Origin of the sequence: Hymenobacter roseosalivarius DSM 11622 (assembly GCF_900176135.1) — a bacterium.
Lineage (GTDB): Bacteria > Bacteroidota > Bacteroidia > Cytophagales > Hymenobacteraceae > Hymenobacter > Hymenobacter roseosalivarius.
The window spans coordinates 48803-64083 of the sequence record NZ_FWWW01000082.1 but is presented as its reverse complement, the minus strand read 5'-3'; the positions used below and the strand labels follow the sequence as shown (position 1 = coordinate 64083).

10 protein-coding genes are annotated in these 15281 nt (G+C 59.9%); 5 read left to right on the top strand and 5 right to left on the bottom strand.

Going from position 1 to position 15281, the window contains the following annotated elements:
* The first annotated feature begins 8 nt into the window (after positions 1 to 8).
* The 4 genes from B9A24_RS14880 to bglX all read left to right on the top strand — a co-directional run bounded on the left by B9A24_RS14880 (position 9) and on the right by bglX (position 7451).
* Positions 9 to 1568 (top strand): RagB/SusD family nutrient uptake outer membrane protein, encoded by a 1560-nt coding sequence (locus B9A24_RS14880; RefSeq protein WP_200813930.1) that lies wholly within the window; start codon positions 9 to 11, stop codon positions 1566 to 1568.
* A 187-nt stretch (positions 1569 to 1755) separates the two neighbouring features.
* Positions 1756 to 3114, top strand: coding sequence for a glucoamylase family protein (locus B9A24_RS14875; RefSeq protein ID WP_084446816.1), 1359 nt, complete (start codon positions 1756 to 1758; stop codon positions 3112 to 3114).
* A gap of 114 nt (positions 3115 to 3228) precedes the next feature.
* Positions 3229 to 4992 (top strand): family 43 glycosylhydrolase, encoded by a 1764-nt coding sequence (locus B9A24_RS14870; RefSeq protein WP_084446815.1) that lies wholly within the window; start codon positions 3229 to 3231, stop codon positions 4990 to 4992.
* Between the two features lie 140 nt (positions 4993 to 5132).
* Positions 5133 to 7451 carry a beta-glucosidase BglX gene (gene bglX, locus B9A24_RS14865; protein WP_084446814.1) on the top strand — a complete coding sequence of 773 codons (2319 nt, stop codon included), beginning with the start codon at positions 5133 to 5135 and terminating at the stop codon, positions 7449 to 7451.
* A 236-nt stretch (positions 7452 to 7687) separates the two neighbouring features.
* Here the strand turns inward: bglX and B9A24_RS14860 are convergent, their stop codons facing one another.
* Complete coding sequence (locus tag B9A24_RS14860; RefSeq protein WP_084446813.1) at positions 7688 to 10408, bottom strand: cyclic nucleotide-binding domain-containing protein; 2721 nt, start codon at positions 10406 to 10408, stop codon at positions 7688 to 7690.
* A gap of 135 nt (positions 10409 to 10543) precedes the next feature.
* Here B9A24_RS14860 and B9A24_RS14855 point away from each other — a divergent pair, with 135 nt between their 5' ends.
* A complete protein-coding gene (locus tag B9A24_RS14855) occupies positions 10544 to 11179 on the top strand; it encodes a chloramphenicol acetyltransferase (RefSeq protein WP_084446812.1) in 636 nt (211 codons plus the stop codon).
* 5 nt (positions 11180 to 11184) lie between these two features.
* On the opposite strand, the gene B9A24_RS14850 is transcribed toward B9A24_RS14855, so the two are convergent.
* The 4 genes from B9A24_RS14850 to pxpB form a co-directional block, all read right to left on the bottom strand.
* Entirely contained in the window at positions 11185 to 12375 is a 1191-nt protein-coding gene (locus B9A24_RS14850; protein WP_084446811.1) for an NRAMP family divalent metal transporter, read from the bottom strand.
* The gene (locus B9A24_RS14845) at positions 12372 to 13154 is read right to left on the bottom strand and encodes a LamB/YcsF family protein (RefSeq protein ID WP_084446810.1); all 783 of its coding nucleotides are present in this window, start codon (positions 13152 to 13154) and stop codon (positions 12372 to 12374) included. Before B9A24_RS14845 ends, B9A24_RS14850 begins: the two co-directional genes overlap by 4 nt.
* 149 nt (positions 13155 to 13303) lie before the next feature.
* Complete coding sequence (locus tag B9A24_RS14840) at positions 13304 to 14314, bottom strand: 5-oxoprolinase subunit C family protein (RefSeq protein WP_084446809.1); 1011 nt, start codon at positions 14312 to 14314, stop codon at positions 13304 to 13306.
* A complete protein-coding gene (pxpB, locus tag B9A24_RS14835; protein WP_084446808.1) occupies positions 14304 to 15047 on the bottom strand; it encodes a 5-oxoprolinase subunit PxpB in 744 nt (247 codons plus the stop codon). The genes B9A24_RS14840 and pxpB overlap by 11 nt, the downstream gene beginning before the upstream one ends.
* Positions 15048 to 15281: the final 234 nt, after the last annotated feature.

Genomic DNA, 15281 nt, shown 5'->3' with positions numbered 1-15281 from the left:
CTACGCCGATGTCCTTCCAACTTCCTACTTCCCTCCCACGCCGCATCGGTACGGCTGCCCTGGCCCTGACCATGGTGGTAGCCAGCGGCTGCAAAGATTTCCTCGATGTGGCTCCGCAGGGCCAGCTTAGCGAAGACGCCATCCGCAATGACCCGGCGGCCGCTCAAAAGTTGGTCGACGGCGTGTACAACGTGATGTATCTGGGGGGCTTTGGCCCCGATGTACATGGCTTACAGTACGTTATCCTGACAGATATTGCCTCCGACGACTCGGACAAAGGCAGCACGCCGAACGACTACACCGATGCTCTCACGGTAGACAACTTTACGCTCACCGCGACTAACGGCACCGTCAACAACTCCTGGAACGGCTACTTTCAGGCCGTGGGGCGCGCCAATCAGGCCCTGGATAAAATTCCGCTGAGTCCGGCCCCGGAGGCCGATAAGAACCGCCTGATCAGCGAGGTTCGCTTTCTGCGCGCCTACTTCTACTTCAACTTGGTGCGTCTTTTCGGAGGTGTTCCCCTGCTTGATCGGGTGCCCCAGACGTCGGAAATTAACAGTCCGGAATTTCAGCAGCGAGCCAGCGCCGATGCTATCTATGACTTCATCATCAGCGACTTACAATTTGCCGCTGATAACCTACCGCTGAAAGGTGCCACGCAGACGGGTCGCGCCACCAAAGCGGCTGCGCAGGGCATGCTGGCCAAAGTGTATCTATATCGCAAAAACTACCAGCAGGCCTACGATTTAACTAACGAGATTATTCAGGGCCGGTCAGGAGCGTACGCGTTGCAGAATAACTACGCGGAAATTTGGCGTACGGCTGGTGCCAATGGCTCCGAATCTATTTTTGAAGTGCAGGCTGGCGTTAATGCTGCCTGCAACAACTCGGCCGTGGAGCTGTACACCGTGTCGCAGGGGCCACGCTCGGGGGGCCGGGGTGGGTGGGCCGATTTGGGTTTCGGCTTTAATAACCCCACCACGTCACTAGTCAATGCCTACGAGCCGAACGACGTACGGCGGGCGGGCACCATCATTTTCATCCAGCCAACTGCTCCCGCAGGGCAGCGCTCCACCGGCACCGTGCTGTGGGACGGCTTCCGCATTCCGAGCAAAGATTCGGTTGAAAACTTTCGCTACAGCTATAAGGCTTACCACAGCCGCACCCGCGAGGCCAGCTGCGGCAACAACGACTTCCTGCCCAAGAATATCCGGGTGCTGCGTTACGCCGAAATCCTGCTCATCAACGCCGAGGCTGCCCGGCAGATTGGTAACACTGCCGCCGCCGCTACCAGCCTGAATCTGGTGCGGCGTCGGGCGGGCCTGGCCGCCATTCCGGCCCCCACGCTTCTGCAGATCTGGCAGGAGCACCGCGTGGAGCTGGCCCTCGAACACGACCGTTTCTTCGACCTGGTGCGCCAGGAGAGCGTGCAGCCCGGCCGCATCGTCCCCATTTTCGCGGCTCAGGGCAAAACGTTTGTGAAAGGCAAGCATGAGCTGTTCCCCATCCCCCAGCCCCAGATTGACCTGAGCGGGGGGCAATTGACGCAGAATCCGGGGTATTAGGATTGCTCAACGAAGCCTCACCCCCTAGCCCCCTCTCCAAAGGGAGAGGGGGAACTAGCTTTTAGTTTTCTAGCTCTCTTTACTAGTCTCTAACTTTTTAGAGCTAGTTCCCCCTCTCCCTTTGGAGAGGGGGCTAGGGGGTGAGGTCCCGTTGGGGGGCAAAAGGTGCTCTATTCAAAGACTCTCTATGAAAGCAAAACTCCTCCTACTCTTGTGTCTGCTGCCTGGCTTTTTAACCGCCCAGCAAAAGCCTGCCCCCAAAAAAGCCCCCCAGACCACCAAGTTTGACCCGCGCCAACGCCCCCGCAACCTCACTGATGAGCAACTGCTGGACCAGGTGCAGCGCCAGACGTTTCGGTATTTCTGGGACTTTGGGCACCCCGTGTCGGGTATGGCGCGCGAGCGCAGCAACGTGGCCTACGAGTACGGCAGCGAGGTAGTGACCACCGGCGGCACGGGCTTCGGCGTCATGGCCATCATCGTGGCGGCCGACCGGAAATGGATAACGCGGGAAGAGGCGGCGGCGCGCATCCTCAAAATCGTGAAGTTTCTGGAGAAGTCGGATTCGTTTCACGGGGTGTTTCCGCACTGGCTGAACGGGGCCACGGGCAAGGTGATTCGCTTTAGTCAGAAGGATGACGGGGCCGATCTGGTGGAGACATCCTTTCTGTTTGAGGGTCTGATTTGCGCCCGCCAGTACTTCACCCAGGAAACCAAAACCGAGCAGGAACTGCGTAACCGCATTCTGTGGCTGTGGGAAGGCGTAGAATGGAGCTGGCACACTCAAGGGGGGCAAAATGTGCTCTACTGGCACTGGAGCCCCAACAACGGCTGGAGCATGAACCACCAGATTCACGGCTGGAATGAGTGCCTGATCACTTACGTGCTGGCCGCTTCCTCACCCAAGTTTGCCATCGACAAAAAGGTGTACGACCAGGGCTGGGCCACCGGCGACTACTTCAAGAATGGCAAGGAGTTCTATAAGACGAAGCTGCCCCTGGGCTTTGATTACGGCGGGCCGCTGTTTTTCTCGCACTACTCTTTCCTGGGCCTTGATCCACGGGGGTTGAAAGATCAGTACGCCGACTATATGCAGCAGAACCAGGCCCACACCCGCATCAATTATGCTTACTGCGTCGATAACCCGAAGAAGTACAAGGGCTACGGCCCGAACAGCTGGGGCCTCACTGCTTCCGACAGCTACAAAGGCTACGCGGCCCACTCGCCCACCGAGGATCTGGGCGTGATTTCGCCCACCGCCGCCCTGTCGGCCATGCCCTACGCGCCGGCAGAATCTATGGCGGCGCTGAAGCACTTCTACCACGACCTGGGCGACAACATCTGGAGTGAGTATGGCTTCGTGGATGGCTTTAGCGAGCACCACAACTGGTACGCCAAGTCGCACCTCGCCATCGACCAGGGCCCTATCGTGGTCATGATTGAAAACCACCGCACCGGCCTGCTCTGGAAGCTCTTTATGAGTAGCCCCGACGTGCAGCGCGGCCTCACCAAACTAGGGTTTGAAAGTCCACAGATCAAGAAATAACACCAAAGAAGGTCATGCAGCGCAGCGCGAAGCATCTCGCTCGCTCCGCTGGATTACCATTGCAACCAAACACGCGAGATGCTTCGCGCTGCGCTGCATGACAGACGTTTTTTTATGCTCAGAACCTTGCTCTTGTGCTTTGCCGTGTTGCTGAGCTTCTTTACGCAAGCTCAGCCCACCGCCAGCCCCGGCCAGCGGACGTACTGCAACCCGCTGAACCTGGACTACGGCTACACGCCCATCCCCAACTTCTCGGAGGCTGGCCGGCACCGCGCCACCGCCGACCCGGTTATCACGCTCTTCAAGGGCGATTATTACCTGTTCTCGACCAACCAGTGGGGCTACTGGCACAGCAAAGACCTGTACGGCTGGAAGTTCGTGGCGCGCTCCTTCCTCAAGCCCCAGCATAAGGTGTATGACGATCTGTGCGCCCCGGCCGTGTTCGTGCTGGGTGATACGCTGCTGGTATTCGGCTCGACACACGAGAAGAACTTCCCGATCTGGATGAGCACCAACCCCCAGGCCAATGAGTGGAAAGAAGCCGTGGAGCCCTTCCAGATCGGGGCCTGGGACCCCGCTTTTTTTCTGGATGATGATGGCAAGCTGTATCTGTACTGGGGCAGCTCGAATGAGTTCCCGCTCTACGGCCAGCAGATCAGTCGCAAAACCTTCCAGCCTATTGGGCAACCCAAGGAGATGTTTGGGCTGAATGACGAGCGGTTTGGCTGGCAGCGCTTCGGCGAATACCTCGACAACACCTTCCTCGACCCGTTTATGGAAGGCGCCTGGATGAACAAGCACAACGGCAAATACTACCTCCAGTACGGCGCGCCCGGCACCGAATTCAGCGGCTACGCCGACGGCGTGCAGGTCAGCGACCAGCCCTTGGGGCCCTTCACGCTCCAGGCCCACAATCCGTTTGCCTACAAGCCCGGCGGCTTTGCCCGCGGGGCCGGTCACGGCAACACGTTTCAGGATACGTTCGGCAACTGGTGGCACCTCTCTACGATGGTCGTGGCGGTCAAAAACAACTTCGAGCGGCGGCTGGGGCTCTGGCCGGCGGGCTTCGACCAGGACGGCGTGCTCTATACCAATACCACCTTCGGCGACTACCCGCATTTCCTACCCACCGGCCCCGAAGACCACCTCAAAAGTCGCTTCGCGGGCTGGATGCTGCTCAACTACCAGAAGCCGGTGCGGGTGTCGAGCACGCTGGGGGGCTATTTGCCCAACTACGCCGTCGATGAGAGCATCAAAACCTATTGGAGCGCGGCCACCGGCAACCGGGGCGAGTATGTGCAGACCGACCTGGGCGGCCTGAGCACCGTCTATGCCATCCAGCTCAACTACGCCGACCAGGACGCCGACTCCAGCTTTCTGGGCAAGCAGCGGGGCATTTATCACCAGTACAAGCTCTGGCATTCCGAAAACGGCCGCAGGTGGAAGCTGCTGGTAGACAAGAGCCGCAACCAGACCGACGTGCCCCACGACTATATCGAACTAAGCGCGCCGGTGCGAACGCGCTACCTCAAGCTCGAAAACGTGCATATGCCCACCGGCAAATTCGCCATCAGCGGCTTGCGGGTGTTTGGGCAGGGCAGTGGGTCTGCACCTAATCCGGTGCGGGGCTTCGTGGTGCTGCGAACGGAAAAGGACAAGCGCAGCGCCTGGCTGAAGTGGACGTCCGTGGACGGCGCCTACGCTTACAACATCCACGTCGGCAGCCGCCCCGACAAGCTTTACAGCTGCCTTATGGTCCACGGCCAGAACGAATTTTACTTCAAAGGCATGGACAAGGACCAGCCCTATTATTTCACCATCGAAGCCCTCAACGAAAACGGCATTTCCCCAAGAGTTCCCGTGGTGAAAGCGCTGTAGAGACACATATTTGTGTCTCGTCGTTGTTAGCGTTGTTATTTTTAAAGAGCACAGCTCCGCCCGTTCAATGATGAGACACAAGTATGTGTCTCTACACCGTTCTTGCTTAAAGCATCGACCTCTATTCCTCATTTTCCCCCATGAAAAAAACATTCCGCACCGCCCTGCTTCTGTCCCTGGGGCTTCTGCTGAGCCCGGCGCTGCAAGCCCAGACCGCTGTTGCTCCGCCTTCCAGCGTCAATACCCAGAAGATGAATCAGTTTGTGGCAGACCTGATGCAGAAGATGACCCTGGAGGAGAAAATCGGGCAGCTGAATCTGGTGTCGGTGGGCTTCGATGTGACGGGTCCGGTGGTAAGCAAGGACGTGGACGCCAACATCCGCAAGGGCAATGTGGGCGCGGTGCTCAACACTTACACGCCCGTGGCCGCGCGCAAGCTCCAGGAGCTGGCCGTGAAAGAATCGCGCCTGAAGATTCCGCTGATTCTGGGCTACGACGTCATTCATGGGCACCGCACCATCTTGCCGATTCCGCTGGGTATGGCCGCCAGCTGGGATATGCCCGCCATGGAGCGCGGCGCCCGCATCGCGGCCGAGGAAGCCGCCGCCGACGGCATCAACTGGGTGTACTCGCCCATGGTCGATATTGCCCGCGACCCGCGCTGGGGCCGCATTGCCGAAGGTGCCGGCGAAGACCCCTACCTGGGCGCGCAGATTGCCCGCGCCATGGTGCGCGGCTACCAGGGCCCCGACAACGACATGAGTAAGCCCGCTAACGTGATGGCCTGCCTCAAGCACTTTGCCCTCTACGGCGCCGCCGAAGCCGGCCGCGACTACAATACCACCGACATGAGCCTGGTACGCATGTATAACGAGTACCTGCCCCCCTACAAAGCTGCTATAGAAGCCGGCGTGGGCTCCGTCATGACGTCTTTCAATGATATCAACGGCATACCCGCCACGGGCAACAAGTGGCTGATGACCGACCTGCTGCGCACGCAGTGGGGCTTCAACGGCTTCGTAGCCACCGACTACACCGCCATCAACGAGATGACCGCCCACGGCATGGGCAACGACGCGCAGGTATCAGCCCTGGCGCTGAACGCGGGCACCGATCAGGATATGGTGGGTGAGATTTTCCTGAAAAATCTGGCCCTGAACCTGAAAGCCGGCACCGTGAAGCAGGAGCAGATTGACCTCGCCTGCCGTCGGGTATTGGAGGCCAAATACAAGCTTGGCTTATTCCAGGACCCCTACCGCGGCGTGACGGAAAAGCGCGCTAAGGCGACCATGATGAAGAAAGAGTTCATCGCTGACGCTCGTAGCATCAGCCGTAAGAGCCTGGTGCTACTCAAGAATGACAAGAACACCTTGCCCCTCAAAAAGACCGGTACGATTGCACTTATAGGTCCGCTGGCCAACCGGCAGCGCGACATGATCGGCAGCTGGAGCGGGGCCGGCGACTGGAAGCAGGCCGTTTCATTGGAGCAGGGCATCAAAAACGTGGCGGGCAACGGCGTAAAAATCGTGTACGCCCAGGGCGCGAATATCACCGATGATCAGCAGATGATTGAGCGCCTGAACGCCCACGGCGGCGAGTTGAACATCGACAAACGCACCCCAGAAGCTATGATTCAGGAAGCGGTGCAAGCCGCGCAAAATGCTGATGTAATAGTAGCCGCCGTAGGCGAGTCGCAGGGCATGACGGGCGAAGCGGCCAGCCGCGCCGACATTACCTTGCCCGGCCAGCAATTGGAATTGCTGAAAGCCCTGAAAAAGACTGGCAAGCCGTTGGTGCTGGTACTCATGAACGGCCGCCCGATGGCGCTGAGCTGGGAAAACCAAAACGCCGATGCCATCCTGGAAACCTGGTTTTCGGGTACACAGGGCGGTAACGCCATTGCCGATGTGCTATTTGGCGACTATAACCCATCGGGCAAAATCACAGCAACGTTTCCGCAGGTGGTGGGCCAGGTGCCCCTCTACTACAACCACAAAAGCACCGGCCGCCCCTTCAACGGCACCGACAAGCTCGACAAATACAAGTCGCGCTACCTGGACGTGAGCAACGAGCCGCTGTATCCCTTCGGCTACGGCCTGAGCTACACCACGTTCAGCTACGGCAAGCCAGAGTTGAGCAAAACAACAATCAAGCAGAATGAGTCACTGGAAGTGCGCGTAACGGTGCGCAACACCGGCAACGTCGACGGCGAGGAAACTGCCCAACTCTACATCCGCGACATGGTTGGCTCCATTTCCCGGCCCGTAAAAGAGTTGAAAGGCTTCCAGAAGGTGGCGTTGAAAAAAGGCGAAAGCAAAACCCTCACCTTCCGCCTCACCCCTGACGACTTGAAGTTCTACAACAACGAGCTGAGGTTCGTGTCCGAGCCCGGCGACTTTCAAGTGTTTGTTGGCACTAATTCCCGGGACGTGCATGAGGCTGCGTTTAAAATGGAATAGTAGGTTCGCGTCTGATTTAAGCCACGAGGTAGCCGCATAGCGGCGGCAGGTTTGTAGAAAGTAGGCCGAGGAAATATCAAAGCCGCATAGGGGCGACAGAAACGCTTGACGTTTCTGTCGCCCCTATGCGGCTTTTGGCTAAATGACGTTGGGTCTGCTACAAACCTATCGCCGCGCTGCGGCAAACCAATTGTTTGGGAGTTATCCTCCGCCGGGGGGCAAATTTACTCCCAGCATCAGGCTGGATTGCTGAGTGGAGGCTGGGTTTGCATCTTCTCATTCTGCCGGCGCAGGCGCTGGCAGAGTACCCGCAGAATGTTGCGCAGCACTTCGCTCCGCTCCTCCATTACATCGTAGAAATCTTCCTGATCGAGGCGGAAAGCGACTACTGCGCCCTGGGCGACGGCGGAGGCGGAGCGGGGCTCGGCATCGAGCAGGGCCAGCTCGCCGAAGAAGTCGCCTTTGCGGAAAGTGGTGAGGTGCTGGGAGCCATTGAAAATCCCAACTTCGCCCCCGTACACGATAAAGAGCGAAGTACCCAGGTCGCCTTTGGCAAAAATCTGCTGCCCATCGAGGAAGCTTACCTCCCGCATAATGGGCACGATGCTGCTCAGCACGTTCTCGGGCGTTTCAGCAAACAAGGCCGTTTGCTGAAGTATATGCACCCGGTCGCGGGCCGAGATGGTAGCGGTGATAGCGTGGGTGTGGCTCATAAGCAAGGCAGGTAAAGCAGGCTCAGCGTCCGTAAGCTGTTTATACAGTTCGTGTTGGCGCTCCGATAGCTTTCTCAGCACAAAGAAGGCACTTTCCTGAACAAGCAAGCTGGTACTATGAATATACGGCAACACGCTGGTAAGTGTGCGGGGCTCGGCGTGCCAGTGCCGCAGCGCCACGCTGATGGTCCAGTCGGAGAAAGCTGCTTCTCCTTTCTCAATAATAAAAGGCACTACGCGCGCCGAATGACTTCCCGGCCCCAACACCTGATCGAATACGCGCACCTTTTCCGCTATCGGCCCCACATCGAGCAGAGCCTGGAGGCCCTGGTAGAGCGCGCGCGGAATGATATTGTCCAGTATTTCGAGGGCGTTGGCTTGCCGCTCGCGGGCCGCGTGCGCGATACCGCGCTGGGCATCGGCAATAAGCTGGGGTGAGTAGAGCAGCAGCAGCAAACCAAAAATGCGCTGCTGCACTTTGGTAAGCTCATACTGAAGGCAGCGGCGCAGCTCGTCGTGGGTGACGGCAGCCAGGCCGTGCAGCAGTTGTTGGGCTAAGCGCATTTCTTCCTGCACCAGGGCCTGAAATAGTGGCGTCTCGACTGACTGGGGGGCAAAATTGCGCAAAGCCCGGAGGGCTGTTTCGCGGCGATGCAGGTTGGGTTGCCGGGTCAGTGCCACCAGCGCCTCCCGACTAGCCGGCAGCCGGGCGCAGAGCTGGGCGACGCGCCGGACCAGCACGTCGCTGGTATCGGGCACGCTCAACGTTTCGAGCAGCTCCGGCAGGGCCGCCGGACCGAGTTGCCGGAGCCGCCTCGTGGCCGCTCGTCGTTGGGTTTTGTCCTGGAGCGCCTCGATCAGCTCTGGAATTTCGGCGAGGCCCACCGACAGCTGGTCCTCTGACAGCAGCTCATCGGGCAGGGTTTCGGTAGCAGCAGAATTGCCAAAGCGACGCCCCAAGGCGTGTTGCAGCTCAGCCATGTAGTGGCCGTAGGTGCGGTGCACGAAGAACAAGGCTCCGGCAGCAAACAAACCCATCCAGACAAAGGGAGCCCACGCGCTCAGAGCAGGTTGGTCGTGCAGCATAAATAACAAAATGCCCCCCAGCGCCATTCCCAACGGCTCATAGAAGCCCTTGGCCCGCGTGTGCGCCCGCAGGCGCTCGGGGGGCGAAAGAGGCTGGAACAGCACCAGAAAAACCGGGTCGAATACGGCGCGGCGCAGCACTTCCAGGCCCAGATACAAGCCACAGAAGTAGAGCAACAGCACCGAATCATTGGCTCCACCCTGCCACAAAGCCCCAAATACCAGCAATCCGACCAGCAAAGCTGCGGGCAGGGCCACCAGCATCCGGCGAATCCCGACCCTCTCCAGGGCTTTCTGCGAGAGCAGCATTTTAAAGATCATGGCCAGCAGATACGTGATTATCAGTACGCTGCTGACGTAGCGCATCACCGTGGCCTGGTCGTGAAACTTGTGCTTGACGTTAACGAAAAAAGAATACTCCACGCCCGCCGTAACGGCCGATATAGCCGTGATGCTCAGGCAGGTAGACAGAACCAGCTGGCTCTCGCCGAACCAGCGCTGCAAGCCTGGGGCCAAGCCGGTCAGACGCTGGGGTCGAGGGGTGGGCCGCGCTTCTACCGCGTGCGAACTGAGCGTAGCGCGCAAGGTGTACAAGGCCCCCACATACGCACCAAAAGCCAGCAACAGCAGAAACAGCAAATCGGTGTGGGCGTGCACGAGCAGCGCCAAAATGGCCCCCAGGGCCTTAGCCGGCATATCACCGGAGCCGATCAGGCCAAACAGGCGCTTGCTCTGGCGCACGTCGAACACCACCGCCGACACGCCCCAAAATTCCAGATTAGTAAGCAGATAAATAACCCGATACCCCGCCATAATAGCCACGGCCGCCGCCACGGAGCTGCCCACGGCCACCAGCACGCTGATTACGCCCGTAAACGCCACCACGGCCAGCAGCACCCGCACGGCGAGACGCTGCAAGGGCAACCGATGCTCGAAATAGGTGTAGGCCTTACCCGCTCCCATCATGGCCAGCGCAGCCAGGCCGTAGGCCAGCGGCAGATTGCGCTCGGGGTTGTTTTCGAGCAGGATAACGTTAGCCGACACGTACACCAGGATGGTACCGATGCCCAGCAAAAAGTTATGCAGAAAGAATAGCCATACCGTTTTAACCTCGGTCGCGCGCACGCCGATCAAACTGTACCACGGTGCAGGAAGCATGGATGAGCGTTAAAGAAGAAGTAGCAAGGTAGGCTTTCGTGACCAAGGCTGGTGCACGGTATCAATCCGGGCGGGGCAGTCATGACAGCGTGATGCTTGATTTAAACCTGGACCAAGTTACCGAACTTGCGGCTCATGAAACAGCTGCTTGACCTTGCCCACTGGCCCCGCCGGGAGCATTTCGCATTTTTCTCAACCTTCGATGAGCCGTTTTTTGGGCTGACCGCTCCGGTAGACTGCACCCAGGCCTATACCGAAGCCAGGCGGCTGGGCGTTTCCTTCTTTTTGTATTACCTGTACCAGTCGTTGCAGGCGGCGCAGGAAGTGGAGGAATTCCGCTACCGCATCGAGGGCGACCAGGTGGTTTGCTACGACCGCGTCCACGCCTCGGCCACCATCGGCCGCCCCGACCATACGTTCGGCTTTTCCTTCATCGAGCTACACGACTCGCTACCCGATTTTGTGGCCGCCGCCAACCGCGAAGTAGAAGCGGTACAGCAAAGCACCGGCCTGTGCCTCTCCGATACCACCGCCCGCCCCGACGTGATCCATTGTTCGGCTATTCCGTGGGTGCGCTTTACGGCGTTGTCGCACGCCCGCAGCTTCCGCCACACCGACAGCTGCCCCAAGATTTCGTTTGGGCAGGTGTACCTCGATGGTGCCACCCGGCTGCTGCCCGTGTCGGTACACGTACACCACGGCCTGGCCGACGGCTACCACGTAGGGCAATTTCTGGAGGCTTTCCAGCGCCGGCTAGCGCGTAGAGGCTGACCCCATCAGCTAAACAAACCGCCTATCTGCTGCACGAACACCTGCCCGCTCAGCCAGGCCATTACCACCACCACCACTACGCCCACCACCGCCAGCCAGAGCGGATGGCGGTAGTCGCCTACTACTTTTTGGCGGTAGGCCGCCACCAGCATGGTGCTCAGGGTGACGGGCAGAATAAACCCATTCAGTGCGCCCGCCAGTATGAGCAGGCTGACGGGTTTGCCGATGGTGACGAAGATGAGGGTAGAGACGAGGATGAAGCCGATAACGACCCGGTTTTCGTGGCGCCTGATGCCGGGATGCCAGGATTTGATAAAGGAAACTGACGTGTAGGCCGAGCCGATAATGGAGGTGACGGCCGCCGCGAACATCACCACGCCAAACAGCTTGTAGCCAAACTCGCCGGCCGCCAGCCGGAACACCGAAGCCGGCGGATTCTCCGCGGCAAGCGGCAGCCCCTGACTGACCACGCCCAGCGCCGCCAGAAACAGCATAATCCGAACGATAGAGGCGACCGTGATGCCCGATACGGCGCTGGACATGACCTGGGGCAGGGCCGCGCGCCCTTTTATACCCGCGTCCAGGAGGCGGTGGCCGCCGGCAAAGGTGATGTAGCCGCCCACTGTGCCGCCCACCAGCGTCACGATGGCCATGACGTCTATCTTGGTCGGAGCCACCGTTCTAACTAACGCTTCGCCCACCGGCGGCGCGGACGTAAAGGCCACGTACACAATTATCAGGAGCATGAGCAGACCCATGATCTGGGCAAAATGATCCATGGCTTTACCGGCTTCCTTCACCAGAAAAATGGCGATGGTGAGGGCAGCGGCCAGCGCGGCCCCCACCTCCACGGGAATCCCGAACAGCACTTGCAGACCCAGCCCGGCCCCGCCCACGTTGCCAATATTGAAGGCCAGGCCGCCCAGCACGATCAGGATGGAGATAAACGTGCCCAAGCCCGGCAGCACGGTATTGGCAATATCCTGGGCCCGCATTTCGGACACGGCAATGACGCGCCAGATGGTGAGCTGCACGCCCAGATCAATAAGGATAGAAGCCAGAATGACGAAGCCAAAGCTGGCCCCCAGGGTCTGGGTGAAGACGGTGGTCTGGGTGAGAAATCCCGGCCCGACGGCCGAGGTAGCCATCAGAAACGCGGCCCCCAGCAGCACGCTCCGGTGGTTGGGCTGCTTCATTGGGCGGCTTTAGAGAAGGTGGCTTGCAGGCTGATTCCCTGGCTTTGGAGCGTTTGGTGGATGTGGCGGGCAAACTCCAGGGCGTGGGCACCGTCGCCGTGAAGGCAGATGGTATCGGCCCGGATAGCTACGTCGGAGCCCTGCTGGGCGCGAACCGTGCCTTCTTTTACCATGCGTACGACCTGCCGGGCGGCCTCCTCGGCGGTGGTGAGCAGGGCGTCGGGCAGGCGGCGCGAGGTCAGGGTGCCGTCGGGCTGGTAGGTGCGGTCGGCGAATACTTCGTGGGCGACCCGCAGGCCGATTCTGGTGCCGGCTTTGGTCAGCTCGCTGCCCGCCAGCCCGTAGAGCACCAGCTCGGGGTTTACGCGGTACGCGGCTTCGGCAATGGCTTCGGCCAGGGGCGCGTTCACGGCGGCCATATTGTACAACGCGCCGTGGGGCTTTACGTGGTGCAGCTTGCCGCCTTCAGCCGTCAAAAAGCCCCCCAGCGCTCCCATCTGGTACACCACCAGGTCGTACGCTTCCTGGGGAGAAACCGCCATCTCGCGCCGCCCAAAGCCCACCAGATCGGGCAGGCCGGGGTGGGCTCCGATGGCCACCTGGTGCTGAAGCGCCAAGCGCACGGTCTGACGCATCACGGCCGGGTCGCCGGCGTGGAAGCCGCAGGCAATATTGGCCGAAGTCACGTAGGGCAAGATGGCCGCGTCGTGGCCCAGGCGATAAGCGCCGAAGCTTTCGCCCATATCACAGTTTAAATCGACGGTAAGCGGTTGGTTCATGTGGGTGTTTGTTTAACATAGAACGTCATGCTGGATCTGGCGTCCGCTTGTCGAAGCATCTCTACCGCTTCGTTGGAGCTACTACTCAGTAGAGATGCTTCGACAAGCGGACGCCAGATCCAGCATAACCGCCTTTTTGGTTATTTCTGTTACACGTTTTTAAGTCTCAGCACCTGCCGAAGCTGCCTGATATGCAGCTCCTGCTGACAGAATAAACGCTGCGCCTCCGCCAGCGACACTTCCTGAAAGCGAATTTTGCCCCCCGGCGGCACCTGGGCCAGCGGCGAAAAATCGGCCGTGATTGCCTGGGCGATGCGTGGGTAGCCGCCGGTGGTCTGGTGGTCGGCCAGCAAGATAATGGGGTTGCCGTCGGCGGGCACCTGCACCGTGCCGAAGGGTACGGCGCAGGAAAGCATTTCCTGGGGCTGAGCCAGGGCCAGCGCCGCGCCGGCACCGCGCAGTCGGTAGCCCATGCGGTCAGAAGCCAGCGTGACGGTAAACTCCTGGCGCCAGAACGCATCCTGGCTGGGAGCGGAGAACAGGTCGTATTCCGGCCCTCGCACCGCTCGGATAATGGGGCTGGTTTGTAGGGCCGGATACAGCTCGGGGCTGGGAGTCCAGGTGGCTTGCGCCCAGGCTTTGGCAGAAGAAGCCGAGGCTATTGTCTGCCAGAATTCCCTGGTGATTTCCGTTGGCCCCGGACAGGGCAGCACATCGCCGGTTAGCAGGGCCCTGCCCTGCCAGCCTCCCATCCCAGCCCGCAGATAAGTAGAAGACGAACCCAGCACTTCCGGCACCCCGATGCCCCCGGCCACGGCCATATACACGCGGCAACCAGTACCCTGGGGGGCAAATTGCAGCACTCCACCGGCCCGCACGAAGATGGGCCGGCTCATTCTGACCGGCTGCCCGTTGATGGTGGGTGCCAGGCCGGCCCCGGTCAGGGCGATAAGGTGGTCGGCTTCAAACCGGATTTTAGGGCCTAGCAGCGTTAGTTCCAGACCAGCGGTTTTCTCCTCGTTGCCTACCAGCAGGTTAGCCACCCGCAGGGCCAGCGCATCCATGGCCCCGCTGACGATGATGCCCTCCTTCTGGTAGCCGATTCTGCCCAAATCCTGCACCGTAGTCAGGAGGCCGGGGCTGAGAATACTAAGACTCATGCTCGTTTTGCTGCTCGAATTCGGCGGCCGACACAGACACAAAGCGCACCTGATCACCCGCCCGCAGCAAGCTTGGAATAGTATGCTCGGGTCGGAAAATCCGTCGGGGCGTGCGGCCGATCAGCTGCCAGCCGCCGGGCGAGGAAATGGAGTAAATGCCCGTTTGCCGGCCTGCAATCCCCACCGAGCCGGCGGGCACCCGGGGCCGGGGCTGGGCTTTGCGGGGGGCCGCAAGCTGCTCATTCAGACCCGCTAAGTAGGGAAAGCCGGGCGCGAACCCTACCATGGCCACCACATACTCCCCGTGGCCGTGCAGCCGGATAACGTCGGCCGCCGACAGACCGGCATTGCGGGCTACCTCTTCCAGATCAGGCCCGAATTGCCCCCCATAGCAGACGGGAATTTCGACTACGGTGGGGGCTGATTCGGCGGCGGGCGTCTGAGCTTGCGCCAGCATTTGCTCCATGATTTCCGTCATGCGTTCGTAAGGATCGCAGCGGCCTTCCTGACTAATCAGCCACGGGTTGTAGTAGATGGTGAGCGTGGTGTAGGCGGGCACGTATTCCAGCAGGCCGGGCACGTTGAGCTGGTCCAGGCAGGCGCAGCAGGCCCGGATGGCTTGCTGAGTGGGCGCATCAAACACGTCGCTGAAGTGCAGCACGATACCCGAATCGCCCAAGGGGTACATATGGGGTTGCGGCCGTTGAATTTGCCCCCCGGACTGGTTTTGCATGTGCTGCTTACGTTAGTTCGGTTCTTTTTTCCGATAGATTTTTTTGCTACGACCAGTGCTTTGCCTATCCGCTTCCAGGTTTCGCATAGCGCGCCACTTAGCAGGTTTCACCGCCTGGCAGGCGTCTTTCTGAGATACCGACTAAAGAAATCGCCGGTGGAAATTGCTAAAAAATACCGGGTCGGCGTGCAGGCGGCTCGCTGATTTGGTAAGCTGGACTTAACCACTTACCCC

Bases quoted from the DNA above. Each gene is read 5' to 3' on its own strand.
- B9A24_RS14880 (WP_200813930.1), top strand. From the start codon at position 9: ATGTCCTTCCAACTTCCTACTTCCCTCCCACGCCGCATCGGTACGGCT.
- B9A24_RS14875 (WP_084446816.1), top strand. From the start codon at position 1,756: ATGAAAGCAAAACTCCTCCTACTCTTGTGTCTGCTGCCTGGCTTTTTA.
- B9A24_RS14870 (WP_084446815.1), top strand. From the start codon at position 3,229: ATGCTCAGAACCTTGCTCTTGTGCTTTGCCGTGTTGCTGAGCTTCTTT.
- bglX (WP_084446814.1), top strand. From the start codon at position 5,133: ATGAAAAAAACATTCCGCACCGCCCTGCTTCTGTCCCTGGGGCTTCTG.
- B9A24_RS14860 (WP_084446813.1), bottom strand. From the start codon at position 10,408: ATGCTTCCTGCACCGTGGTACAGTTTGATCGGCGTGCGCGCGACCGAG.
- B9A24_RS14855 (WP_084446812.1), top strand. From the start codon at position 10,544: ATGAAACAGCTGCTTGACCTTGCCCACTGGCCCCGCCGGGAGCATTTC.
- B9A24_RS14850 (WP_084446811.1), bottom strand. From the start codon at position 12,375: ATGAAGCAGCCCAACCACCGGAGCGTGCTGCTGGGGGCCGCGTTTCTG.
- B9A24_RS14845 (WP_084446810.1), bottom strand. From the start codon at position 13,154: ATGAACCAACCGCTTACCGTCGATTTAAACTGTGATATGGGCGAAAGC.
- B9A24_RS14840 (WP_084446809.1), bottom strand. From the start codon at position 14,314: ATGAGTCTTAGTATTCTCAGCCCCGGCCTCCTGACTACGGTGCAGGAT.
- pxpB (WP_084446808.1), bottom strand. From the start codon at position 15,047: ATGCAAAACCAGTCCGGGGGGCAAATTCAACGGCCGCAACCCCATATG.